Source organism: Amycolatopsis sp. NPDC058986 (assembly GCF_042741125.1).
In the GTDB taxonomy this organism is placed as follows: domain Bacteria; phylum Actinomycetota; class Actinomycetes; order Mycobacteriales; family Pseudonocardiaceae; genus Amycolatopsis.
Map to the genome: position 1 here is coordinate 25885 of NZ_JBHYJW010000023.1, position 22284 is coordinate 48168.

Here is a 22284-nt window from a genome sequence, read left to right on the forward strand (position 1 = left end):
GTCAGTCCAGTACGCAGAGCACGTCGATCTCGACGAGCAGTTCGCCCGGGAGTCCGACGTAGACAGTCGTGCGCGCCGGGTGCGGTCCTTCGCCGATGAGTTCGTTGTAGACCTCGTTGAACGGCGCGAAGTGCGCGGTGTCGGTGAGGTAGACACGCACCATCACCGCGTCGGCGAGGCTCGAACCGGCCGCCTCGAGCACGGCTTCGATGTTCTTGAACGTCTGCCGGGTCTGGCCGACGACGTCCTCACCGACGACCGCGCCGGTGGCGGGGTCGAACCCGACCTGGCCGGCGACCTGCAGGATGTTTCCCTTGCGGACGGCCTGCGAGAACTTCGCCGGCGGCTTCGGCGCGTTCTCCGTGGAAACTGCCGTCTTGCTCATCAGTGCCCCTTTCGGTTCCCCGTCCATCCACTGTGGACGGAAGCTTCTTCGGTGGCGGCCAGCAGTTCCGGCACGAGCGCGAGCAGGCCGTCGAAGTCGAGCAGCACCTTGGGCACCGACATCGACGCCGCGGCGAGCACTTCGCCGTCCGCTCCCCGGATCGGCGCGGCGACGCAGTGGATGAAGTCCTCGTGCTCGGCGTCGTCCACCGCGTACCCGCGCTCGGCGACGCGGGCCAGCTCGGCCAGGAACGCCTCGGGCGAGGCGATCGTGTTCGGCGTGAGCACGACGTAGTCGATCGACCGCGCGATCTCCTCCCGCCGCGCCGCGGGCATGGCCGCCACCAACACCTTACCCACGGCCGTGCAGTGCAGCGGCGCGCGCTTCCCGATCCGCGAATACATCCGGACCGAATGCCTGCCCTCGTACTTGTCGATGTAGACGACCTCGCCGTCCTCGTAGCTGGCGAGGTGCACGGTGTGCCCGGTGCGCTCGTTCAACGCCGCGAGCGCGGACTGCGCGCTGCGTCGCACGTCGTTGCTCTCCAGCGCCTGGTTCGCGAGGTCGAACAGCGCGCTGCCCAGCCGGTAGTGCCGCGCGCCCTCCCGCCGGACGAAGTGGTGCGACTCCAGCGTGCGCAGCAGCCGCAACACGGTCGACTTGTGCACGCCGATCTCCTCGGCGAGCTGATCGAGCGTCCTCGGTTCCTTCGTCAGCTCGCGCAACAACGTCAACGCCCTATCCAGACTCTGACTCACGCCATCACCCCCGTACCCGTCAGCCGCGCCGCGGCCCAGCTCTCGGCGTCGGCGGTGAGCAGACTGTCCACAACGGACGCTTCGAGCGGCGCGCCGACGTCGTCGTGTGTCAGCAAGGTAGCCGCCGCCTGCAGATGCCCGCGCCGCAACCGGGTCAGCGGATCGGCCCCGGCGAGTGTCGCGGCAAGGAATCCGGCGGCGAAGGCGTCACCCGCGCCGACCGGTTCGACTACGTCCACCCGCAACGCCGGGGAGAACAACGGCTCGGCGTCGCGCTCGACCAGTGTCGCGCCGCGCTCGCCGTGCTTGACGACCAGCGTGTCCGGCCCCGGCAGCAGGGCTCGCAGCTGGGCCGGATCGCCCGTGCCCCAGACCTTTCGTGCCTCGTCATCCCCGGTGAGCACGATGTCGGCGGAGCCTGCCAGCTCCGCGAGCAGCGACACGTCCCGGCCCGCCGCCCACAGCGCGGGCCGGTAGTTGACGTCGAAGGAAACGCGCGTGTCCCCGCGCGGCGCGGCAAGCAGCGCACGCACCAGTTCGAGGCAGGAGTCCGACAGCGCCGGGGTGATCCCGGACAGGTGCAGCACCCGGACGTCGGCGAGGTCGACGCGGTCGAGCACGTCGAGGCCCATCGCCGAGGCGGCCGAGCCCGCGCGGTAGTACCGCACCGGGCTGCCCTGCGCGCCGGATTCCTTGAGGTAGAGCCCGGTCGGGCGCGCCGGATCGACGGCGACGCCGCTGACGTCGACCCCCGCGGCCGCGATCTCCCGCACCATCGCGCGGCCGAACGGATCGTCACCGACCGCGCTCACCCAGCCACTGGACACGCCGAGGCCGGGCAGATGACAGGCCACATTGGACTCGGCGCCGCCGATCGTGCGCAGCCAGGTGCGCACGTCCTCGGGCGGCCCGGGTTCGGCGGGCACGAACAGCGCCATCGACTCGCCAATGCACAGCACGTCCGGCGCGCATGTCACGTCCTGATCTCCTGTCGTTCTTCCGCCGTTGACCTCTCGCGGGACGGATGCTACACCTAACCCACGCATTCTGCGCAACGCTCGTTGCAAGGTACGCAACGGCACGGACAACCGAGGTGGTCACTGATGTCCCCCGAGAACCCCGCCTGCACCATGGACGCCGCCGCGCTGGCGGCCGTGGCCGAGGAGCGGATCGACTGGCGGTTCCGCTCGGTGTCCCCCGCGCTCGCCGGACTCACTCTCGCCGAAGCGGCCCAACGCCGCGCGCGGTTGTTCGACGACGGCTTCTTCGGCCCGTTCGTGGTGCTCGGCGCCGAAGCGCTGGAACACAACCTCGCCACGATGGCGGACTGGTGCGCCGCACGCGGAGTCGTCCTGGCACCGCACGGGAAGACGACCATGGCGCCGCAGCTGTTCGCGCGTCAGATCGCGCACGGCGCCTGGGGCATCACCGCGGCGAACGCCGGGCACATCCGGATCTACCGCGCGTTCGGCGTGTCCCGCATCCTGCTGGCCAACCAGCTGCTCGACCCCGCCGGGCTCCGCTGGGTCGCCGCCGAGCTCGCCGCCGATCCGGCGTTCGAGTTCGTGTGCTGGGTCGATTCGGTGCGCGGCGTCGAGCTGATGACCGAGGCGCTCGCCGGGACGAAGCGTCCGGTGGACGTGCTGGTCGAGCTGGGCGCGGATGGCGGCAGGACCGGCGTGCGGGACCAGGAAACCGCACTCGCGGTGGCCGAAGCCGTGCACGCGAGCCCCGTGTTGCGGCTGCGCGGCACCGGTGGCTACGAGGGCGCGTTGTCGCACGGCACGGACGACGCGTCGCTGGCCAAGATCAGTTCCTATGTGGACACTCTCCGCGACGCGGTGATCTCCTTCGCGGACAAGGGTTTGCTCGACGGAGCCGGACAGGTGATCGTCACCGCCGGTGGGAGCGCGTACTTCGACAGGGTCGCCGACGAGCTGACGAAACCCTGGCCGGACGGGCTCGACGTGCTCCCGGTGTTGCGCAGCGGCGCGTACGTGACGCACGACGACGGGTTCTATCGCGAGATCTCCCCACTCGGCGGCCATCCGCGCATCGCGGACGTCCCGCCGTTCCGCCCCGCGCTGCGTGCCTGGGCGCAGGTGACGTCGAAGCCGTCGGACGAGCTGGCGCTGCTGACGATCGGCAAGCGCGACGCCTCCTTCGACGAGGGCATGCCCGAACCGCAGTTGCACCGGACTGCGGACGGCAAGATCGCCGAGCTGACCGGGCACACCGTCACCAAGCTCAACGACCAGCACGCGTTCCTCGCTCTGCCCGCGGGGTCCGGGATCGAGGTCGGCGACTGGGTCGCGCTGGGGCTTTCGCATCCGTGCACGGTGTTCGACAAGTGGCCGCTGCTTCCGGTGGTGGACACCGACGGCGAGACGGTCATCGACTTCGTCCGCACCCACTTCTGAGGCGGGGCAATGGACATCGTCATCCGCGGGGCGCTCGTCGCCGACGGCACCGGCGACCCGCTCACCCGCCACGACGTCGGCATCACCGGCGGCCGGATCGCGAGTGTCGCCGAGGCCGGGTCGCTGGCCGGGCGGCGGCACATCGACGCCGACGGGCTCGTCCTCGCGCCCGGGTTCATCGACATGCACTCGCACTCCGACCTGCAATTGCTGGCCAACCCGGATCATCTGGCGAAGCTGTCGCAAGGGGTGACCACCGAGGTCCTCGGCCAGGACGGGCTCTCCTACGCCCCGGTCGACGACGCGACGCTCGAAGCGCTGCGCCAGCAGCTCGCGGGCTGGAACGACGACCCGGCCGGGTTCGACTGGAACTGGCGATCGGTCGGCGAGTACCTCGACCGGCTCGACCAGGGCGTCGCCGTCAACGCCGCCTACCTGGTCCCCCAGGGCACGGTGCGGATGCTCGCGCTCGGCTGGGCGGACCGGCCCGCCACCGAGGCGGAGCTGAACCGGATGAAAGAACTGGTCGCGACCGGCCTCGACGAGGGCGCGGCCGGGATGTCCTCCGGGCTGACCTACACGCCGGGCATGTACGCGGACACGGAGGAACTGGTCGAACTGTGCCGTGTCGTCGGTGAGCTGGGCGGGTTCTACAGCCCGCACCACCGCAGCTACGGCCGGGGCGCGCTGGAGGCGTTCGCGGAGATGATCGACGTCTCGCGGCGGTCGGGGTGCCCACTGCACCTGGCGCACGCGACGATGAACTTCTCGGTGAACAAGGGCAAGGCGCCGCAGCTGCTGTCCCTTTTGGACGAAGCGCTCGACGACGGCTGCGACATCACCCTCGACACCTACCCGTATCTTCCTGGCGCCACCTACCTTTCCGCACTGCTGCCGAGCTGGGCCACCGAAGGCGGCTTGGACGCGACGATCGCTCGCCTGTCCGATGTGGACATCCGGGAGCGGATCCGCGCGGAGATCGAGGAGTCCGGTTCGGACGGTGCGCACGGCGTGCCGATCGACTGGGACAGCATCGAGATCAACGGCGTGCGACGCGCGGAAAACGCTTTCCTCGTCGGGCACAGTGTCGCCACTTCGGCTCGCGCCGCGGGAAAACCTCCGGCGGAGCTGTACTTCGACGTCCTGCTCGACGAACGGCTCGGCACGTCGTGCCTGATGCACGTCGGGCACGAGGAGAACGTCCAGGCGATCATGCGGCACCGCACGCACACCGGCGGAAGCGACGGCCTGCTCGTCGGCGCCCGGCCACACCCGCGTGCCTGGGGCACCTTCCCCCGTTACCTCGCCCGCTACGTCCGCGAACTGGGCGTGCTCGACCTCGCCGAGTGCGTGGCGCACCTGACCGGGCGCGCGGCGCAACGGCTGCGGCTGACCGATCGCGGGCTGGTCCGCGCCGGCTACGCCGCCGACCTGGTGCTGTTCGACCCCGAGTCCGTTCAGGACACCGCGACCTTCGACGACCCGCGGCAGCCCGCCGCCGGAATCCCCCACGTCTTCGTCAACGGCGTCGCCGCCATCGACGACGGTCACCCCACCGGCGCGCTCGCCGGTCATTCACTGCGCAATCCCGGGAGACGCCGATGATCCACTGGCTCCAAGCCACCACCCCCGGTCTGCTGACCCTGGCCGCCGCGTCCATCGCGGTCCTGCTCGTGCTCATCATCCGGTTCAAGGTGGAACCGTTCATCGCGCTGATCGTGGTCGGCCTGCTGACCGCGCTCGCCGCGGGCGTCCCGGTGGGGACACTGGTAGGTACCGCGCAGAAGACGTCGGATTCCTTGCTGGAGAAGGGTTTTGGCGGGATTCTCGGCCATATCACCGCGATCGTCGGGCTGGGCACATTGCTCGGCGCGATCCTGGAGAAATCCGGGGGCGCGCGGGTGCTGACCACCGCGCTGCTGCGGTCCTTCGGCGAGAAGCGGGCGCCGCTCGCGATGGGCATCGCCGGGCTCATCTTCGGTATCCCGGTCTTCTTCGACATCGGGATCTTCGTGCTGGCGCCGCTGGTCTACGCCGCCGCGAAGCAGGGCGGCCGCTCGATCGTGCTGTACTGCATGCCGCTGCTGGCCGGGCTTTCCATCACGCACGCTTTCCTGCCACCGCACCCCGGCCCGGTCGCGGCCGCCGGGCTGCTGCACGTCGATCTCGGCTGGGTCATCCTGATGGGCGCGGTCTGCGGGATCCCGGCATGGTTCATCGGCGGTGTCCTGTATTCGAGCTGGATCGGCAAGAAGGTCGACGTCCCGCTCGCGGAGGACTTCGCGAAGCTCGCGGGCGAGGGCGAGGAGGTCGAAAACCCGCCGTCGCTCGGGCTCGTCAGCTCCATCATCGCGGTGCCTATGGTGCTGATCCTGATCGGCACGTTCGGGAGCATCTGGCTGCCGAAGGGCTCTGTCGCGGCCGGGATCGCCGCGTTCGCCGGCACACCCGCTGTCGCGCTGACCATCGCGGTACTGCTGGCGTCGTGGCTTCTCGGGACGCGCCGCGGCATGACCGGCAAGGCGCTGGCCGAGCTGTCTTCGGCGTCCCTGCGGCCCGTCGCGATGATCCTGCTCGTGATCGGCGCCGGCGCGTTCTTCGGCGCGGTGCTGTCCGCGACGGGCATCGGCAAGGCCGTGGCCGGTTCGCTCGGCGACGCGGGGCTGCCGGTGATCCTGTCCGCGTACGTGATCAGCTGCGGCCTGCGGATCGCGCAGGGTTCCGCGACCGTCGCGATCGTGACGACCGGCGGGATCATCGCCCCGACGGTGGCCGAACTGCACTACTCCCAGGCCCAGCTCGCACTGCTCGTCGTCGCGATCTCGGCGGGGTCCATCATCGCCTCGCACGTCAACGATGGCGGTTTCTGGATCGTTTCGCGGTACTTCGGGCTGTCCGTGGCCGACACCCTCAAGACGTGGACGGCCTTGGAAACAGTCCTTTCCGTTTCGGGTTTCGGCGTGGCAGCATTGCTCATGGCCGTGGTCTAAACCACTCACGCCAGGTGCACACCTACCACTGGGAGACGACACGATGGCTGGGCTTTCTCGACGTACCTTCCTCGGCGGCGTCGGCGCCGCCGGACTCGGCACCGTCCTCGGCGCGCAGTTCGCGAACACGGCGAGCGCGACGACCACGACGGCCGACGCCTGCGTCGCCGACCCGACGGCGTATATCGGCAGCTACACCAGCGCTTCGCCGGCCGGGCACGGGCTCGACGTCTCGGGCCGCGCCGGCACCGCGCCCGCGCTCAAGCCGGTCAAGACCGTGCCGGGTGTCCCGGACGCGTCGTGGTTCGACCTGAGCAGGGACCGGCGCACGCTCTACGTGACCAACGAGGGCGAACCGAACGGCAAGGTCTCCGCGCTGAACGTCGACAACCCGGCGAAGCCCCGGTTGCTGGGCGCCGTGTCGTCGAAGGGCAGCGCGCCCACCCACCTTTCCGTGCACCCGAGCCAGAAGTACGTGCTGGCGGCCAACTACGGGACCGGAACCGTCGTGGTGCTGCCGATCCTCGCCGGAGGCAAGCTCGGCGAGGCGACCGATCTGGTGAAGCACGTCGGCGCGGAGCGGGAAGCGCACGCCCACCAGGTGATCAGCGATCCGACCGGGCGGTGGGTGCTCTCGGTGGACCTCGGCGCCGATTCGGTCTACGTCTACAAGCTGAACCTCGGCACCGGGAAGCTGACGCTGAACCAGCAGCTCAAGCTGCCCTCCGGGGCCGGGCCGCGGCATCTGGTGTTTCACCCGAACGGCCGCTACGCCTACATCGTCGGCGAGCTGCGTCCCGAGGCCACGGTCGCGAGCTGGGACGCCGCCGCGGGCAAGCTCACCGCGTTGTCGGTGGTCCCGGCCGTGCCGCCGGGCAGCACCGGCGACCTGTACCCCGGCGAGATCATCACCTCGCGGGACGGCCGGTTCGTCTACGCCACCGTCCGCGGGCCGAACACGCTCGCCACCTTCACCACCGCCGACGGCGGGAAGACCTTGAAGCTCGTGTCCACTGTGGTCAGTGGGGGCAACTGGCCACGCCACGTCGCACTCGACGCGACCGAAAAATGGTTCTACGTCTCGAACCAGCGCTCCGGCACCGTCACCTGGCTCCCCCGTGACCCGGCGACCGGCCTGCCGGGCGCGGTCGCCGGTTCACTGGCCGTTCCGTCGGTGAACTCGGTGTTCTTCGTCTGATCCGGCTTTCCGATCCAGCAACGCCGCTGATTTTCTGGAGGATTGATGAGATTCCGCCGTACCCTCACCGGGCTGGCCGCCGTCGGCCTGCTCGCCGGCTGCGCACCCGCGCAGTCCGGTCCCGCCGGTTCGGGCGGGGACGAGAAGACCGGCACCGTACGGGTCTGGCTCTTCGACGAGGCCAACCGGGCGCCCAAGGAGGCCGCGGTCAAGGAGGCGATCGCGGAGTTCAAGGCCGCGCACGCGAACGTCGAGGTCGACGTGCAGTGGGTCCCGGTCGAGGGACGGGCGGACAAGTTCTCCGGCGCGTTCAACGATCCGTCGAACGCGCCCGACGTCGCCGAGTTCGGCAACACCGACGTGGCCAGCTACGCGACCACGGGCGCGTTGTCGGACCTCGGCGCGGATCTCGCGTCGTGGCCGGAGGGCAAGGATCTCATCCCGTCCGTGCTGGACACCGCGAAATCCGGCGGGAAGACCTACGGCCTGCCGTGGTTCACCGGTATCCGCGCGCTGTACTACCGCACCGACGTCTTCACCGAACTCGGCATCCAGCCGCCCAAGACGCTCGCCGAGCTGACCGAGGCCGCGCGCAGGATCCGGAGCGCGAAACCGGATATGTACGGGATCTCGGTCGGTGGCAAGTACACCTACGCGATGCTCCCGTTCCTGTGGGCATCCGGTGGCGAGCTGGCCAAACAGGACGGTGCGAAGTGGACGTCCACTGTGAACTCCGAGCAGGCGAAGGCGGGCGTCACCACGTACGCGAACCTGCTCAAGGACGACATCTGCCCGCCGGCGCAGTGCGCGAACCTCACCGGCACGCAGAGCGTGCAGGCCTTCGCGGGCGGCAAGGCCGGGATGACCATCGGCGGTGACTTCAACCGCAAGGCCGTCGACCAGGGCGCGGTCAAGGGCAAGTACGCGGTCATCCCGATTCCCGGCACGCAGGCGGGGGCGACCGCGCCGGCGTTCGCGGGCGGCAACCTGCTCGGCGTGTTCGGCGCGAGCAAGCGTCACGGGCTAGCGGTCGACTTCGTGAAGCTGCTGGGCGGCGCGAAGTACCAGGAGAAGATGTACACCGCGATGGGGAACCTGCCGACGCTCAAGGGCGTGCAGGAGAAGCTCGCCGCGAACGACGCCTTCCTGAAGCCGTTCGTCGACAGCATCCAGGCGGGCACGAAGTTCGTGCCGAGCACCCCGGCGTGGTCCAAGATCGACAGCCAGAACGTGCTGCCCACCGCGGTCCAGCAGATCGCGACCGGGGCGAAGGATCCCGCGGCCGCGCTGGCCGGGGCGGCCGAGGCGATGAACAAGGCGTTCGGGTAGGCGATGGTCACCCAGCAACTGCCGGTCGCCGTCCCGGCACCGCCGCCCGCGTCCGCGAAACCGCGCGGGCGGCGCCGGGACGGCCGGGCCGCCGCGCTCTACCTCGCCCCGGCGGGGATCCTGCTCGCCGCGGTCCTCGTGTACCCGATCTACCAGCTGGTCGTGATCTCGTTCTACGACTACGGGCAGCCCCAGGCCGCGGGCACCGCCCCGCTGGTGTTCCTCGGCGTCGCCAACTACACCGAACTGCTGGCCAACCTGCAGTTCTGGAGCGTGCTCGGCAAGACCGTCGGATTCGGCGCGGTGTGCGTGGTGGGCGGGCTGGTGGTCGGCACCGGACTCGCCGTGCTCGCCAGCCGCGTCCGGGCGCTGCCCAGGATCCTGCTGTTCCTCGCGGCGCTCGGCGCGTGGGCGACGCCCGCGATGGCCGGATCGTATGTCTGGCTGTTCCTGTTCGACACCGATTTCGGGATCGTCAACGAGGTGCTCTCGGGCCTCGGCTTCAGCTCGATGGCCCACCACTCGTGGACCTTTGGCACGCTCGACGCCTTCGGGCTGGTAGCCGCCGAGGTGATCTGGTGCTCGTTCCCGTTCGTCATGGTGACGATGTACGCGGGCATCAAAGGCATTCCCGAGGAGGTGCTGGAGGCCGCGTCGCTGGACGGCGCGTCCTCCTGGCGGACGACCCGGTCGGTGATCCTGCCGATGGTGCGGCCGCTGCTGATGATCGCGACCATCCAGTCGATCATCTGGGACTTCAAGATCTTCACCCAGATCTACGTGATGACCAACGGCGGCGGCGTGGCCGGGCGCAACCTCGTGCTCAACGTCTACGCCTACCAGCAGGCCTTCGCCGGGCAGGAATACGGGCTCGGGTCGGCGATCGGAGTCGTGATGACGCTGTTGCTCCTGTCGATCACCGGGCTCTACGTCCGGTCGCAGCGCCGGAGCGCGGCATGGGTGTGATGCCACTGCGTTCGACAGCACTGCGTGCGGCGAAACCGCGCCGCGTCCGGCGTCCCGGCAGGCTGATCGCCGAGATCGTCACCGTGGTGATCGCCGGGATGATCGCGTTCCCGCTGTACTGGATGGTGCTCTCGGCATTCAAGCCGGCGGGCGAAATCCAGTCCGCGCACCCGAAACCGTGGACGTTCGCGCCCACATTCGACAGTTTCACCCGGGTGCTCACGGTGTCCGGCTTCGGGCGGTTCTTCCTCAACAGCCTGCTCGTCGCGGTCGTCGTGGTGGTGTTGTCGCTGCTGCTGTCGTTCCTGTCCGCGGTCGCGCTGACCCGGTTCCGTTTCAAGGGACGCACCGTGCTGCTGATCATGATCCTGGTGGCGCAGATGGTCCCGGTGGAAGCGCTGACGATCCCGCTGTTCTTCCTGATGCGCTCGATCGGCGGTGTCGTCCCGTCCTTCGGGCTCAACGAACTGGGCTCGCTGGTGCTGGTGCACCTGGCGTTCAGCCTGCCGCTGGCGATCTGGATGCTGCGCGGGTTCGTCGCGGCGGTGCCGGTCGAACTCGAAGAGGCCGCGAAGCTCGACGGCGCTTCGCGGATGCGGTTCACCTGGCAGATCCTGTTCCCGCTGGTGGCACCCGGGCTGGTCGCGGTCAGCGTGCTGGCATTCATCCACGCCTGGAACGACTTCCTGTTCGCGAAGACGTTCATCATCTCCAAGACCGAAAACCAGACGCTGCCGCAGGCGATCCTGGTGTTCTTCAAGCCGGAGGACACCGACTGGGGCGCGGTGATGGCGTCCTCGACCCTCATGACGATCCCGGTACTGGTCTTCTTCATCTTCGTCCAGCGACGCCTGGTCTCCGGACTGGGCGGCGCGGTGAAAGGCTGACATGCACGGATTCGAAACCCTGCTCCCCCGCCCGGTCTCGGTGACCCCGCTGCCCGGCGAATGCGCGTGGCCCGCCGAGGTCACCGTGCGATCCGGGGCGGATCTTCCCGCCGAGGGCTACCGGCTGGAAATCGACCCCGGCGGCGTCACGTTGCACACCGCCGACGCGGCGGGCGAAGTGTACGGGCGGCAGACGCTGCGCCAGCTCGCCGGGCCGGCCGCGTTCCGCGCCGCCGACATCCACAGTGGACCGTCCACTGTGCCCTGTGGAGTGATCGAGGACCATCCCCGCTACGGCTGGCGCGGCTGCCTGTTCGACGTCGCGCGGAACTTCCGGACCAAGGCGGAGGTGCTGCGGTTCATCGATCTCCTCGCCGCGCACAAGCTCAACGTGCTGCATTTCCACCTGACCGACGACCAGGGCTGGCGGATCGAGGTGCCGGAGTTCCCGCGGCTGACCGAGATCGCCTCCTGGCGGCGGTCGTCGATGGTCGGACGGCACGACGGCCCGGAGCGCGACGGCCGTCCGCACGGCGGCTTCTACACCACCGACGATCTGCGGGAGATCGTCGCCTACGCGGCGGCGCGCGCGATCACCGTCGTGCCCGAGATCGACGTCCCCGGCCACGCGCGGGCCGCGATCACCGCCTATCCGGAACTCGGGCCCGAATCGGCAACCCCTTGGGAGGTCTGGACTTCCTGGGGTGTCAGCACGTCGCTGCTCAACCCCGTCGAGTCTACTTTGGACTTCTTCCGCCGGGTTTTCGACCACGTACTGGACGTCTTCCCGTCCGAGGTGATCTGCGTCGGCGGTGACGAGGTCCCCGGCGCGACGGCGGCCCACGGCCGCTTCGTCGCAGACCTCGCGCGATACCTGACCTCACGCGGACGGCGCGCGCACGGCTGGGACGAAGTCCTCGACTCCGACGGGCTGCCGCCGATGGTGATCGGGGCGTGGCGGGAGGAAGCCGCGGGCATCAAGGCGGCCGAGGCGGGCCACGACGTCGTGCTGTGCCCCGAGGACCGGGTCTACCTCGACCACCGGCAGTCGGATCATCCGGACGAGCCGATCCCGGTCGGTTTCGTGCAGACGCTCGAGCACATGTACGGGTACGAGCCCGCACTGGACGGGCCGCGGATGCTCGGCGTGCAGGCGCAGCTGTGGAGCGAGCATCTGGACACCGTGCGACGGGCGGACTACGCCGCGTTCCCCCGGCTGTGCGCGATCGCCGAGGTCGCTTGGAGCCCGGCTGGACGGGACTTCGCCGAATTCCTGCCGCGCCTGCGGGATCACCACCTGCCACGGCTCGACGCGCTCGGTGTCGAGTACCGGCCGCTCGACGGGCCGCACCCGTGGCAGATGCGCCCTGGCGTCCCGGGCCGTCCGCGCTGATCCCGCAATAGGCCCGCGTGCTGGCCTTTGAAGGCCACCTTGAGGGACTCTAACGCCCTCAAGGTGGCCTTCAGAGGCCGTCGGGTGAGGCGGGTTCGACCCATTGCAGATGTGCGGTCACGTTCGCGGGCCTGCCGAACCAGCGCAGCGCACGTTCCGGCGCGCGGAGCGTCAGCCGGCGGCGACCGTCGAGCGCGACCACCTCGGCGCGGTTCTCGAACGCCATCCCCCACGCCCCGACCCTGGCGTCCACCCGATCGCCGTACACCTGCACCACCGCGAACAGCCGGGGCGCGTCCTCGGCCACCATCTCCGCCACCGCCTCGTCGAACTCCTCGGGCGTGTCGAGCGGATCGAACACCTCTCCCGGGATGTCCCCCGCTTGCCCGGAATCGGCCTGGTCCTCGATCATCGCTACCTCCTCCATCGCGACGCGCCCAGCACGCGTCCTCCCTGACCCGGCCCCGATCGCCGAGTAGTGTCCCGCACCACAGAGATCCGGGTCACAGTGACTGTACTACAATCTGAGCATGCTCAAACTGGGTCCACTAAAAATGGAGAGGCCGCGATGACGTCAGGACATAGCCCCACCGCGCTCAAGTGGTGGTTCGCCATGGAGATGCGGCGCATGCGCGACAGCGCGGGCCTCACGCGAGACGAGGTCGCGCGGGCGGTCAAGGGCAGCGTGCCCGCGGTCGGCCACATCGAGGCGGGACGTTCGCTGCCGAAACCGCTGGAACTGGACAAGATGCTGGAGATCTTCGGCCAGTCCGAGCGCGCGGACTTCTTCCATGATCTGCGGGCGCGGGCGAAGCGCGGCAAGGACTGGTGGATCGGCTTCGAGCCGTCGATCCGCGCCTACTTCAACCTGTTCCTCGGCCTGGAATCCTCGTCGCCGCAGATCGAGAGCTGGGACGCGCTCGTGCCGCCCGGCCTGTTCCAGACGCCGGAGTACGCCGAGGCAGTCATCCGCGCCGGACGCTCCGGCATGCCCGTCAAGGAGGTTCGGCGGCTGGTCGAACTACGGATGACCCGGCAACGCGAAGTCCTGGAGCGCGAGCAACCCGCGAAGGTCTGGAGCGTGATCGACGAAGCCGCGCTCCGGCGTGTCGTCGGCAGCCCCGAGGTGACGAAGGCCCAACTGGAGCGGCTCGCGACGCTAGCCGAACGCCCCGGCATCGACTTGCAGATCCTTCCGCTGGGTGCGGGCGCGCATAATGGCACCGAGGGCACCTTCACCATCCTGACGGCACCGCCGGAGCTGGCGAACTATCCGGGCTGCGTCTACGTGGAAACCCTTGTCAGGGGCTACTACTACGAGGAACTGGAGGAAATCACCCAGTACCGTAATGCCCTGACGCGCCTGCGCGTGCAGGCCACCAAACCGAAGGACTCCCCCACCCTCCTCCGCCGGATAGCAAAGGATCTGCGATCACCATGACCCACCAGGACCCGGCCACCGCTCTCACCGTCGCGACCGACTGGCACAAGGCCAGCTACAGCCAGGGGCAACAGAACGGCTGCGTCGAGGTCGGCACCGTCCCCGGCCTGGTCGGCGTCCGGGACACCAAACTCGGCACCGCCAGCCCCATCCTCGCCTTCGCCCCCGCCTCTTGGACCGCCTTCCTCACCGACATCCGCACCCGCTGACCCCGGCCATGAGCACCGTCGAACTGGACGGAACGCGCGTACACAACAACGCCGATTTTCATCGTGAGCTGTCCAGGCTGCTCGATTTCGGGCCGTACTACGGGCACAACCTCAGCGCGCTGTGGGATCGGCTCAGCAGGGACGTCGAACGTCCGGTGCACCTCGTGTGGCGGGACGCAGAAGCCAGCAAGGCCGCGCTCGGCGATTCACCCTTCGACGCCATCCTCCGGATACTGGAGGACGCCGCCGAAGAAGATCGCCACTCACCACACCCCGAGCGGTTCACCTACGAACTCGCCTGATCGGAGCCCCCGCGGCGATCGACGGCGGCCTGGAACTCTTCGAAATCCTTCCTGCGCCAGGACAGTGCGCCGGATTCGAGTTCGGCGACCACCGAGTCCACCCAGCGCAGCTCGGCGCCCGTGACCGCCCGGACGTATTCCGTCTCCAGCATCGACGCGCGGGGTACCGGCATGCCCGCGACCTCGGACTCGAGTGCGGCGTCCAGTTCGGCCAGCCGGTGGACGAGCTGCTCCCGGCGCCGGACGAGCTGCTCGCGGACGAACCGCGGGGTGAAGGCCGGGGCGAACGACAGCGCCGCCGGGAACTCCGGGAACTCGTTGCGCGGCAGGGAAAGTATCTCGCCCATCCACTGTTCGAGTGCCGCCCTCCCCGCTTCGGTCGTCCGATACGTGGTGCGCTCGGGGTACTGCTGATCCCGGCCGGTGCCCTCGACGGCGATCAGGCCCGCGTCGTGCAGCCTGGTGATCATCTTGTACAGGCTCGCCCGCTGGCCGACGTTGATGACCTCGTCCTTCCCCCACTGCTTGATGAGCTGCTGCATGCCGTACGGGTGCAGCGGCGTGGCTTCGAGCATCCCGAGGATGGCGAGCGCGAGCGGGGAGCGGCGGAACGTGGTCGGCATGCCGTACAACTTATACTAGTTGACAGTACACTAGTAGCTAAGTAACTATTGCCGAGGGTGTCCGCCAGGGGCTCCGCCCGACTTCACCACCACCTACAGGGGGAACAGCTGTGCACGTACTCGTCATCGGCGCAGGCACCGGGGGACTGTGCCTCGCGCAGAAACTCAAGCGCGCGGGCATCTCCGTCGCGGTCTACGAACGCGATCGCACCCGGACGGACGGCCTCTTCGGCTTCCGCGTCGGCATCTCCCCCGACGGCTCGCGTGCTCTGCGCGCCTGCCTTCCACCGGAGTTGCACGACACGTTCCGCGCCACCGCGGCGATCACGCCGCGCTACCTCAACATGCTCACCGAACAACGCCGTGAGCTGCTCAGCATCGACAACGCCGGGATGGGCACGGTCGAGGACGAGCACTCGGTGAGCCGGATGACCTTGCGTCAGCTCCTGCTCACCGGCGTCGAAGACGTCGTGCACTTCGACAAGAAGTTCACCCGCTACGAACGCAACGACGACGGCACCGTGACCGCCTGGTTCGCCGACGGAACTTCCGCGACGGGGGACGTCCTCGTCGGCGCGGACGGCACGGGCTCACCGGTACGACGCCAGTACCTGCCACACGCCACGCTGCGGGAAACCGGGCTGTTCGGCATCACCGGCAAACTGCCGCTGACCGAGCAGACCGCGAAGCTGCTCACCCCCAAGATCCACCGCGGCGTCTCCATGGTGTTCGGCCCGCGCGGGGACAGCGCGATCATCCACGTGATGGAGTTCAACTGGAACGAACGGGGAGAGGTCAAACACGGCATCGGCGGCAACGACGCGCAGCTGCTCGCCCGATGGCCGGGGCTGCAGTTCGACAACACCCGCGACTACATCATGCTCGGCTTCGGCTCGCACCGGCGCTATCTGCCGGAGAACTTCATGGACCTGGACGGGCCCGCGTTGCACCGGATCCTGCGGGAACGCACCGCGAGCTGGCATCGAGACCTCCGCACGCTCTTCGAACTCGTCGACACCACGACCTGCTTCCCGCTCAACATCCGCACCACCGAACCGGTCGCCCCATGGGAGACCACCAACGTCACCCTGATCGGCGACGCGATCCACACCATGACTCCCGGCTTGGGCGTCGGCGCGAACACCGCTCTGCGTGACGCCCGCATTCTCGGCGAAAACCTCGTCGCCGCAAGGGATTCCGGAAGGTCGGCGCTCGACGCGATCAGGGACTACGAAGAGCGGATGCACGGCTACGCGTGGGACGCGGTCAAGAAGTCGCTCGAACGCTTCGACGGCGAATCCGCGGTCTACAAACCGGGTATTGGCCGGCTCGCGCAGGCCGGGATGCGCACCGGGCTGCGCCTGGTCAACCACTTGCCACCGGTCAAGCGCCGGATGGCCGCGGCGCAGGGAGCCGAACGCGGCCACAACCGTGCCGGGGAGAGTACGCCCTGATCAGAGCGGGTTGACCTCCAGTGCGCTGGAGGTTCGATCATGGCCGGATGAGTACTTGGATCTGCGACGGCTGCGGCCTGGAACACCCGGAATCCCCGGAGCCGCCACCGCGCTGTGTTTTCGACCGGGGCGAGGTGACCATCGAGGAACGAGGCGACCTCGGCCCGCACGGGCAGCACTGGGTGACGCACGAGGAACTGGCCGCACAACCGCACGAAACCGTGCATCGCTCCCATGGCCGCGGCCTGCACAGCCTGCGGCGCGAACCGCGGTTCGCCATCGGTCACTGGTCCTTCCTCGTGCAGACCCCGCACGGCAATCTGCTCTGGGACCCGCCCGCGTACCTCGACGACCAGGTGCTCGGCCTGGTGCGCGAACTCGGCGGGGTCGCCGTGATCGCGACGAGTCATCCGCACATGTTCGCCGCGCAGGTCGCGTGGAGCCACGAGTTCGGGCGCGTGCCCGTACTGGTCAACGCCGACGACGAGGAATGGGTGCCCCGCCCCGACCCGGTGATCAAGTACTGGAAGGAGCACGCGGAACCGCTGCCCGGGCTCGAGCTGATCCAGGTCGGCGGGCATATGCGGGGCAGTTCGATCGCGCGCACGAGCGACGGCACGCTGCTGGTCGGCGACTCGATCAGCGGCGTCCCGAAGCATCCGGCGTGGGTCTCGTTCACCCGGAACTTCCCCAAGCTCGTGCCGCTCTCCCCCGCCGTGGTGCGCCGGATCGTCGATCGGCTCGACGCCTGGGAGTACGACCGGCTCTACACGCTCGGCGGCGACGGCATCGGCAGCGACGCCAAGCGGGTCGTGCACCGTGCCGCGGAAAGCCACATCCGGTGGGCGAGCGGGGAGTTCGACCACCTGACCTGAACGCGCGAGATCGAAGCCGCTGAAGGACGCCTTCAGAGCGTTCGGTGCACTGAAAGCGTCCTTCAGCACAGGTCGGCGCCGACGCCCCGAAATTCGGCCGTTCGGGCGGCAACCTCCCGGTCGTGGCGTGCGTTACCCCGATGTTCGACGCGTGGCGGGCGTGGGGTGCCCGGCCGGAACCCCTTGCCCGGACGCGTATTCCACCGCAACCGTATTCGGGGGTTCTTGCATGCTGCCCACAATTCCCTTACACACCAAGAGATCCAGCACGGGGCGAAGAACGGGACTGCTGCTCGCCGCGGCTGCGATCTTCGCTGCCACGGCGGCGGGCGCGGTTCCCGCGCAGGCCGCGCCCGCCGCCAATTCGGTACCGGATCCGGCGTCGGGACACAACATCTCCGACCGCGTCGACACCGACGGCGTGACCTACACCCGCACGCTGACCCCGACGCTGACGTTCCGACCGACCGATCCGGACGGCGGACCGCTCACCGCGGTCTTCTACGTCTACGACCGCGACACGATGATCGCGGACAACTGGGTATGGAATGTGCCGTCCGGTTCCATCGCGCAGTGGACGGTCCCCGCCGGACTGTTGCAGCAGGGTCACACCTATCGGTTCCGCGCCACCACGTTCGACGCGGAAAACGCGCTCGCCGACGACGCGTGGGTCAATCTGCAGTCGGTGTACAGCGGCCAGATGGCCGACGTCGCGGCCTGCGGCGTGGGCAACGGCACCCGGGTCCAGCAGTGGCCCGCGAACGGCGCGGACTGCCAGAAGTTCTTCCCCTGGGGCACCGGCGACGGCTATTACCAGTTCCAGGCCAAGCATTCCGGCCAGGTCCTGGACAACACCGGCTGCCGTGTCGACAACGGAAATCCGGTGACGATGTACGACAAGGTCAACGGTGACTGTCAGAAGTGGACGGTCGAACCGCAGGGCATGGGCAGCGGCGTCTACAAGTTCGCGGTGCGCAACCCCGGCAAGGTGCTGGACCAGGGCTGCTCGACGCGCGCGGGCACGATCCTGATGATCTGGGACCGGCTCGGCGGGGACACCTGCCAAGAGTGGCGGATGCCGACCGCACCCGCCAACGGGGCCACCGTGCAGTGGCTCCAGTTCACGGTGAATCTCAACCCACCGCTGCCGAAACGCTGACAGCGGTCCGTGGCCGCCGGAAGTCCTCCGGCGGCCACGCCCTATCTGAGGTGATACCAGACCTCGGGGCGGCCGACCTGGCCGTACCGGGGTTCGCGCGAGGCGAGCCCGTTGTCCGCCAGGTATTCCAGATAACGCCGCGCGGTGACGCGGGAGGCGCCGATGGCGCTCGCGGCGGCACCGGCGGAAAGCCCGTCGGAGGCCTGGCCGAGTGCCGAGGTGATCGCGTCCAGTGTCTGCGCGCTCATCCCCTTCGGCAGCGCGGGATGTTCGCTGGCGCGCAGGGAACCCAGCGCGCGGTCGATCTCCGCCTGACCGGTCACCTCGCCGGAGGCTTCGTGGAATTCGGCGTACCGTTCGAGCTTTTCCCGCAGTGAAGCGAAAGTGAACGGTTTGAGCAGATACTGCACCACACCGACGGACACCGCCGCCTTGACCAGCGCGAGGTCGCGGGCGGAGGTGACCGCGATGACGTCGATCGGCAGGCCTGCCGCGCGCAGCGACCGGCACACCGCGAGGCCGTGCGTGTCCGGCAGGTAGAAATCCAGCAGTACCAGGTCGACCGGCTCGCGCTCGCAGAAGCGCAGCGCGTCGCCGCCGGAATGCACGACGCCCGCGACGGTGAACCCGGCGAGCCGTTCGACGTACACCCGGTGCGCCTCGGCCGCGACCGGTTCGTCCTCGACCACGAGTACCCGGATCATGCCCCGCCCTCCTGCCGGGGCAGCCGCACGGTGAACGCCGCGCCGCCCTCCCGGCTGATCCCGACCGTCCCGCCGTAGCGGCGGATCGCCTGTCCCACCAGCGCGAGCCCGAGCCCGTGCCCCTCCCCCGCCTTCGTCGACCAGCCGCGCCGGAACATCTCCTCCGCGGCGTCCTCCGGGACCCCTGGACCATTGTCGACCACACGCAGCAGCATCCCCTCCGCCTCCGACCGCGCGGTGACGACCACCGCGGGACGTACTCCCGAAGCGTGGGTGGCGGCCGCTTCGATCCCGTTGTCGATCAGGTTCCCGAGGATGGTGACCAGGTCGCGGGGCGCGATCCCGGAATCCGTGTCGTCGATGACGGTGTCCGGCGTGATGGTGAACTCGACACCACGTTCGCTCGCCTCGGCGGCTTTTCCCAGCAGCAGGGCGGCAAGCACCGGCTCGGCCACCGCGCCCATCACGCGGTCCGTGAGTTCCTGCGCCAGCGCCAGTTCCGCGGTCGCGAACTCCACGGCCTGCTCGGGTTTCCCGATCTCGACCAGCGACACCACCGTGTGCAGCCGGTTCGCCGCCTCGTGGGCCTGCGAGCGCAACGCCTCGGTGAGTTCCCGGACCGCGGTGAGTTCGCCGGTAAGCGCTTGCAGTTCGGTGTGGTCGCGCAGCAACACGACAGTGCCCTGCGCCCGGCCGCTCGCGCTCACCGGCGTCGTGCTGACCACCAGCACCCGGGTATCGGTGACGTGGAGTTCGTCGGTGAGCGCCTCGACCGAGGTGAGGGCCGCCGTCAGGCTCGGGGACAACTCGAGCTCGTCCAGCCCGCGTCCGGTCGGATCGGCGGACAGGCCCAGCAGGGCACGCGCGCCGTCGTTGCACAGCCGGACCCGGCCGTCGCGGCCGACCAGCAGCACGCCCTCGCGCACAGCGTGGAGGACGGCCTCGTGGTACTCGAACAGGTTACTCAGCGCGTCCGGCGCGATCCCGCGCGTCTGACGCCGCAGCCGGGTGCTGATGAGCCACCCGCCGAGCGCGCCGACCGCCAGAACGGCACCGGCCACCGCGAACAGCGGCACCAGCCGCTCCCGCAGTTCGGCGGAGATCGCCGAGATGGTGATCCCGACCGCCACCAGCGCGACGACCCGGCGGCCCTGGTCGAACACCGGCACCACCGTGCGCACCGACGGTCCCAGCGAACCGGCGTAGACCTCCTGCACGACGCCGCCCTGGCGGGCCTGGTCGATGGAGCCGCGGAAGTGACCGCCGATGAGTTCGGGATTGGGATGCGTGTAGCGGATCCCGTCCGGGGTCATGATCGTGATGAAGTCGACCTGGGTGTCCCGCTGCACCTGGAGGGACAACGGTTCCAGCACCGCGCTCGGGTCCGGTGTGGACAGTGCGGAAAGGACACTCGTGGAGTCGGCCAGCGTGAACGCCACCGAGCTGGTCTGGTCCCGTGCCCGCTGCCGGGTGGCCCGCTGCGCGTCGAGGACCGCGAAGGTGATCCCGGTGGCGACCAGGACCAGCAGCACGGCCAGTTGCAGCACGAGCAGCTGGCGGGCCATGCTCCACCTGTTCGGCCGGGGTCGCGACGTCGAGGGCACGCGCACATCCCAGCACACGCCATCCCGGCAGGCCGTCCCGGCGGGCATCCGCGGTGCGGTGCTTACGTTACCGTCTCCCCGGGTCGGTCACCCGATCGTCGTACGAACTCAATGAACACAACCGTGACCCAGCTCATACGATCAACGCATAGTGACCGGCGATTCGAACACCATGAGCTGGAGGCAACGGTGCCGACACCACCGACCCCCGACGCGAAGCCGCGCGGCCGGGACAAGACGCATTACCTGTACCTGGCGGTCATCGTCGCGGTGCTCCTCGGCATCGCCGTCGGCTTCCTGTTCCCGGGTTTCGCCAAGGGGCTCAAGCCGCTGGGCACCGGGTTCGTGAACCTGATCAAGATGATGATCTCGCCGATCATCTTCTGCACCATCGTGCTCGGCATCGGCTCGGTCGCCAAGGCCGCGAAGGTCGGCAAGGTCGGCCTGATGGCGCTCGTCTACTTCGTGGTCATGTCGACGTTCGCGCTGGCCATCGGCCTGATCGTGGGCAACATGCTGCACCCGGGCACCGGGCTGCACCTCACTCCGGCCGCCGTCCAGAGCGCGCACAAACAGGCCACCGGCGGGGAGGGCGGCGTCGACTTCCTCCTCGGCATCATCCCGGCCAGTTTCGGCACGGCGTTCACCTCGGGACAGGTGCTGCAGACGCTGCTGGTCGCGCTACTGACCGGGTTCGCGGTCCAGAAGCTGGGCAGCAAGGGCGAGCCGATCCGGCGCGGGATCGAGCACATCCAGCGGCTGGTGTTCCGGATCCTGGCGATGATCATGTGGGCGGCCCCGATCGGCGCGTTCGGCGCGATCGCCGCGGTGGTCGGGGAAACCGGCTGGAGCGCGCTGCGCAGCCTGCTGGTGATCATGCTGGGCTTCTACCTGACCTGCCTGGTGTTCGTCTTCGGCGTGCTCGGCGCGGTGCTGTGGATCGGGGCGCGGGTCAACGTCTTCTCGCTGCTGCGGTACCTGGCGCGGGAGTTCCTGCTGATCCTGTCGACGTCGTCCTCGGAGTCGGCGCTGCCGAGGCTGATCGCGAAGATGGAACACCTCGGGGTCAGCAAGCCGGTCGTCGGCATCACGGTGCCCACCGGGTACTCGTTCAACCTCGACGGCACCGCGATCTACCTGACCATGGCGACGCTGTTCATCGCGACCGCGCAGGACAAACCCCTTGCCCTCGGCGAGCAGATCACCTTGCTGCTGTTCATGATCATCGCGTCGAAGGGCGCGGCGGGCGTCAGCGGCGCCGGCATCGCCACGCTCGCCGGCGGTCTCCAGTCGCACCGGCCGGAGCTGGTCGACGGCGTCGGGTTCATCCTCGGCATCGACCGCTTCATGTCCGAAGCCCGCGCGCTCACCAACTTCGCGGGCAACGCCGTCGCGACCGTCCTCATCGGATCGTGGACCAAGGAGTTCGACCGCGACCAGGCCCGGCGCGTGTTCACGGGCCAGGAACCGTTCGACGAAGCCACCCTGCTCGACGAGCACGAACCCGCACCGGGGAACGGCGGCGAGCAGGAGAAGAAGGCCGCGCTGACGTAACACCCGCGTGCGGCCGGAAATGTGCCGTGGTAC

Annotated in this window: 22 protein-coding genes; 15 read left to right on the plus strand and 7 right to left on the minus strand. The window is 69.1% G+C overall.

Going from position 1 to position 22284, the window contains the following annotated elements:
• Position 1: 1 nt before the first annotated feature.
• From ACFW0G_RS21045 to ACFW0G_RS21055, 3 genes are read right to left on the minus strand one after another with little or no spacing between them, the layout of a single operon-like run.
• Positions 2–385 (minus strand): RidA family protein, encoded by a 384-nt coding sequence (locus tag ACFW0G_RS21045; protein ID WP_345407859.1) that lies wholly within the window; start codon positions 383–385, stop codon positions 2–4.
• Complete coding sequence (locus ACFW0G_RS21050) at positions 385–1143, minus strand: IclR family transcriptional regulator (RefSeq protein ID WP_378327028.1); 759 nt, start codon at positions 1141–1143, stop codon at positions 385–387. The genes ACFW0G_RS21045 and ACFW0G_RS21050 overlap by 1 nt, the downstream gene beginning before the upstream one ends.
• Positions 1140–2081, minus strand: a complete 942-nt coding sequence (locus ACFW0G_RS21055; protein ID WP_378327120.1) for a sugar kinase — start codon at positions 2079–2081, stop codon at positions 1140–1142. The genes ACFW0G_RS21050 and ACFW0G_RS21055 overlap by 4 nt, the downstream gene beginning before the upstream one ends.
• 165 nt (positions 2082–2246) lie before the next feature.
• On the opposite strand from ACFW0G_RS21055, the gene ACFW0G_RS21060 reads away from it, so the two are divergent.
• Genes ACFW0G_RS21060 through ACFW0G_RS21095 form a run of 8 tightly spaced genes read left to right on the plus strand, consistent with a single transcriptional unit; the run spans position 2247 to position 12326 of the window.
• Complete coding sequence (locus ACFW0G_RS21060; RefSeq protein ID WP_378327029.1) at positions 2247–3563, plus strand: amino acid deaminase; 1317 nt, start codon at positions 2247–2249, stop codon at positions 3561–3563.
• 9 nt (positions 3564–3572) lie between these two features.
• A complete protein-coding gene (locus tag ACFW0G_RS21065) occupies positions 3573–5168 on the plus strand; it encodes an amidohydrolase family protein (RefSeq protein WP_378327030.1) in 1596 nt (531 codons plus the stop codon).
• The gene (locus ACFW0G_RS21070; protein WP_378327031.1) at positions 5165–6553 is read left to right on the plus strand and encodes a GntP family permease; all 1389 of its coding nucleotides are present in this window, start codon (positions 5165–5167) and stop codon (positions 6551–6553) included. Before ACFW0G_RS21065 ends, ACFW0G_RS21070 begins: the two co-directional genes overlap by 4 nt.
• A gap of 43 nt (positions 6554–6596) precedes the next feature.
• A complete protein-coding gene (locus ACFW0G_RS21075) occupies positions 6597–7751 on the plus strand; it encodes a lactonase family protein (RefSeq protein WP_378327032.1) in 1155 nt (384 codons plus the stop codon).
• Positions 7752–7796: 45 nt separating this feature from the next.
• Entirely contained in the window at positions 7797–9080 is a 1284-nt protein-coding gene (locus tag ACFW0G_RS21080) for an extracellular solute-binding protein (protein ID WP_378327033.1), read from the plus strand.
• Positions 9081–9083: 3 nt separating this feature from the next.
• Entirely contained in the window at positions 9084–10046 is a 963-nt protein-coding gene (locus tag ACFW0G_RS21085) for a carbohydrate ABC transporter permease (protein ID WP_378327034.1), read from the plus strand.
• A complete protein-coding gene (locus tag ACFW0G_RS21090; protein ID WP_378327035.1) occupies positions 10037–10933 on the plus strand; it encodes a carbohydrate ABC transporter permease in 897 nt (298 codons plus the stop codon). Before ACFW0G_RS21085 ends, ACFW0G_RS21090 begins: the two co-directional genes overlap by 10 nt.
• A gap of 1 nt (position 10934) precedes the next feature.
• On the plus strand, positions 10935–12326 hold the full coding sequence (locus tag ACFW0G_RS21095) for a beta-N-acetylhexosaminidase (RefSeq protein ID WP_378327036.1): 1392 nt from the start codon (positions 10935–10937) through the stop codon (positions 12324–12326).
• A 70-nt stretch (positions 12327–12396) separates the two neighbouring features.
• On the opposite strand, the gene ACFW0G_RS21100 is transcribed toward ACFW0G_RS21095, so the two are convergent.
• Positions 12397–12738 carry a hypothetical protein gene (locus tag ACFW0G_RS21100; protein WP_378327037.1) on the minus strand — a complete coding sequence of 114 codons (342 nt, stop codon included), beginning with the start codon at positions 12736–12738 and terminating at the stop codon, positions 12397–12399.
• Between the two features lie 156 nt (positions 12739–12894).
• Between ACFW0G_RS21100 and ACFW0G_RS21105 the strand changes: the two genes are divergently transcribed.
• From ACFW0G_RS21105 to ACFW0G_RS21115, 3 genes are read left to right on the plus strand one after another with little or no spacing between them, the layout of a single operon-like run.
• A complete protein-coding gene (locus tag ACFW0G_RS21105) occupies positions 12895–13767 on the plus strand; it encodes a helix-turn-helix transcriptional regulator (protein ID WP_378327038.1) in 873 nt (290 codons plus the stop codon).
• On the plus strand, positions 13764–13976 hold the full coding sequence (locus ACFW0G_RS21110) for a DUF397 domain-containing protein (protein WP_378327039.1): 213 nt from the start codon (positions 13764–13766) through the stop codon (positions 13974–13976). The genes ACFW0G_RS21105 and ACFW0G_RS21110 overlap by 4 nt, the downstream gene beginning before the upstream one ends.
• Positions 13977–13984: 8 nt before the next feature.
• Complete coding sequence (locus tag ACFW0G_RS21115) at positions 13985–14278, plus strand: barstar family protein (RefSeq protein WP_378327040.1); 294 nt, start codon at positions 13985–13987, stop codon at positions 14276–14278.
• On the opposite strand, the gene ACFW0G_RS21120 is transcribed toward ACFW0G_RS21115, so the two are convergent.
• Positions 14263–14901 (minus strand): PadR family transcriptional regulator, encoded by a 639-nt coding sequence (locus tag ACFW0G_RS21120; RefSeq protein ID WP_378327041.1) that lies wholly within the window; start codon positions 14899–14901, stop codon positions 14263–14265. The genes ACFW0G_RS21115 and ACFW0G_RS21120 overlap by 16 nt on opposite strands.
• A 110-nt stretch (positions 14902–15011) precedes the next feature.
• On the opposite strand from ACFW0G_RS21120, the gene ACFW0G_RS21125 reads away from it, so the two are divergent.
• The 3 genes from ACFW0G_RS21125 (at position 15012) to ACFW0G_RS21135 (ending at position 18389) form a co-directional block, all read left to right on the plus strand.
• On the plus strand, positions 15012–16355 hold the full coding sequence (locus ACFW0G_RS21125) for an FAD-dependent oxidoreductase (protein ID WP_378327042.1): 1344 nt from the start codon (positions 15012–15014) through the stop codon (positions 16353–16355).
• A gap of 47 nt (positions 16356–16402) precedes the next feature.
• Complete coding sequence (locus ACFW0G_RS21130) at positions 16403–17230, plus strand: hydrolase (RefSeq protein ID WP_378327043.1); 828 nt, start codon at positions 16403–16405, stop codon at positions 17228–17230.
• A gap of 229 nt (positions 17231–17459) precedes the next feature.
• Positions 17460–18389 (plus strand): RICIN domain-containing protein, encoded by a 930-nt coding sequence (locus ACFW0G_RS21135; protein WP_378327044.1) that lies wholly within the window; start codon positions 17460–17462, stop codon positions 18387–18389.
• 41 nt (positions 18390–18430) lie between these two features.
• Here ACFW0G_RS21135 and ACFW0G_RS21140 read toward each other — a convergent pair whose 3' ends face one another.
• Both ACFW0G_RS21140 and ACFW0G_RS21145 read right to left on the minus strand, forming a co-directional pair.
• Positions 18431–19093, minus strand: coding sequence for a response regulator (locus ACFW0G_RS21140; RefSeq protein WP_378327045.1), 663 nt, complete (start codon positions 19091–19093; stop codon positions 18431–18433).
• Positions 19090–20658, minus strand: coding sequence for an ATP-binding protein (locus ACFW0G_RS21145; RefSeq protein WP_378327046.1), 1569 nt, complete (start codon positions 20656–20658; stop codon positions 19090–19092). The genes ACFW0G_RS21140 and ACFW0G_RS21145 overlap by 4 nt, the downstream gene beginning before the upstream one ends.
• Positions 20659–20886: 228 nt before the next feature.
• Between ACFW0G_RS21145 and ACFW0G_RS21150 the strand changes: the two genes are divergently transcribed.
• On the plus strand, positions 20887–22251 hold the full coding sequence (locus tag ACFW0G_RS21150) for a cation:dicarboxylate symporter family transporter (RefSeq protein ID WP_378327047.1): 1365 nt from the start codon (positions 20887–20889) through the stop codon (positions 22249–22251).
• Positions 22252–22284: the final 33 nt, after the last annotated feature.

Excerpts from the sequence above, each read along its gene's own strand:
- ACFW0G_RS21045 (WP_345407859.1), bottom strand. The coding sequence starts at position 385 with ATGAGCAAGACGGCAGTTTCCACGGAGAACGCGCCGAAGCCGCCGGCG.
- ACFW0G_RS21055 (WP_378327120.1), bottom strand. The coding sequence starts at position 2,081 with ATGGCGCTGTTCGTGCCCGCCGAACCCGGGCCGCCCGAGGACGTGCGC.
- ACFW0G_RS21060 (WP_378327029.1), top strand. The coding sequence starts at position 2,247 with ATGTCCCCCGAGAACCCCGCCTGCACCATGGACGCCGCCGCGCTGGCG.
- ACFW0G_RS21065 (WP_378327030.1), top strand. The coding sequence starts at position 3,573 with ATGGACATCGTCATCCGCGGGGCGCTCGTCGCCGACGGCACCGGCGAC.
- ACFW0G_RS21070 (WP_378327031.1), top strand. The coding sequence starts at position 5,165 with ATGATCCACTGGCTCCAAGCCACCACCCCCGGTCTGCTGACCCTGGCC.
- ACFW0G_RS21075 (WP_378327032.1), top strand. The coding sequence starts at position 6,597 with ATGGCTGGGCTTTCTCGACGTACCTTCCTCGGCGGCGTCGGCGCCGCC.
- ACFW0G_RS21080 (WP_378327033.1), top strand. The coding sequence starts at position 7,797 with ATGAGATTCCGCCGTACCCTCACCGGGCTGGCCGCCGTCGGCCTGCTC.
- ACFW0G_RS21085 (WP_378327034.1), top strand. The coding sequence starts at position 9,084 with ATGGTCACCCAGCAACTGCCGGTCGCCGTCCCGGCACCGCCGCCCGCG.
- ACFW0G_RS21090 (WP_378327035.1), top strand. The coding sequence starts at position 10,037 with ATGGGTGTGATGCCACTGCGTTCGACAGCACTGCGTGCGGCGAAACCG.
- ACFW0G_RS21095 (WP_378327036.1), top strand. The coding sequence starts at position 10,935 with ATGCACGGATTCGAAACCCTGCTCCCCCGCCCGGTCTCGGTGACCCCG.
- ACFW0G_RS21100 (WP_378327037.1), bottom strand. The coding sequence starts at position 12,738 with ATGATCGAGGACCAGGCCGATTCCGGGCAAGCGGGGGACATCCCGGGA.
- ACFW0G_RS21105 (WP_378327038.1), top strand. The coding sequence starts at position 12,895 with ATGACGTCAGGACATAGCCCCACCGCGCTCAAGTGGTGGTTCGCCATG.
- ACFW0G_RS21110 (WP_378327039.1), top strand. The coding sequence starts at position 13,764 with ATGACCCACCAGGACCCGGCCACCGCTCTCACCGTCGCGACCGACTGG.
- ACFW0G_RS21115 (WP_378327040.1), top strand. The coding sequence starts at position 13,985 with ATGAGCACCGTCGAACTGGACGGAACGCGCGTACACAACAACGCCGAT.
- ACFW0G_RS21120 (WP_378327041.1), bottom strand. The coding sequence starts at position 14,901 with ATGCCGACCACGTTCCGCCGCTCCCCGCTCGCGCTCGCCATCCTCGGG.
- ACFW0G_RS21130 (WP_378327043.1), top strand. The coding sequence starts at position 16,403 with ATGAGTACTTGGATCTGCGACGGCTGCGGCCTGGAACACCCGGAATCC.
- ACFW0G_RS21135 (WP_378327044.1), top strand. The coding sequence starts at position 17,460 with ATGCTGCCCACAATTCCCTTACACACCAAGAGATCCAGCACGGGGCGA.
- ACFW0G_RS21140 (WP_378327045.1), bottom strand. The coding sequence starts at position 19,093 with ATGATCCGGGTACTCGTGGTCGAGGACGAACCGGTCGCGGCCGAGGCG.
- ACFW0G_RS21145 (WP_378327046.1), bottom strand. The coding sequence starts at position 20,658 with ATGGCCCGCCAGCTGCTCGTGCTGCAACTGGCCGTGCTGCTGGTCCTG.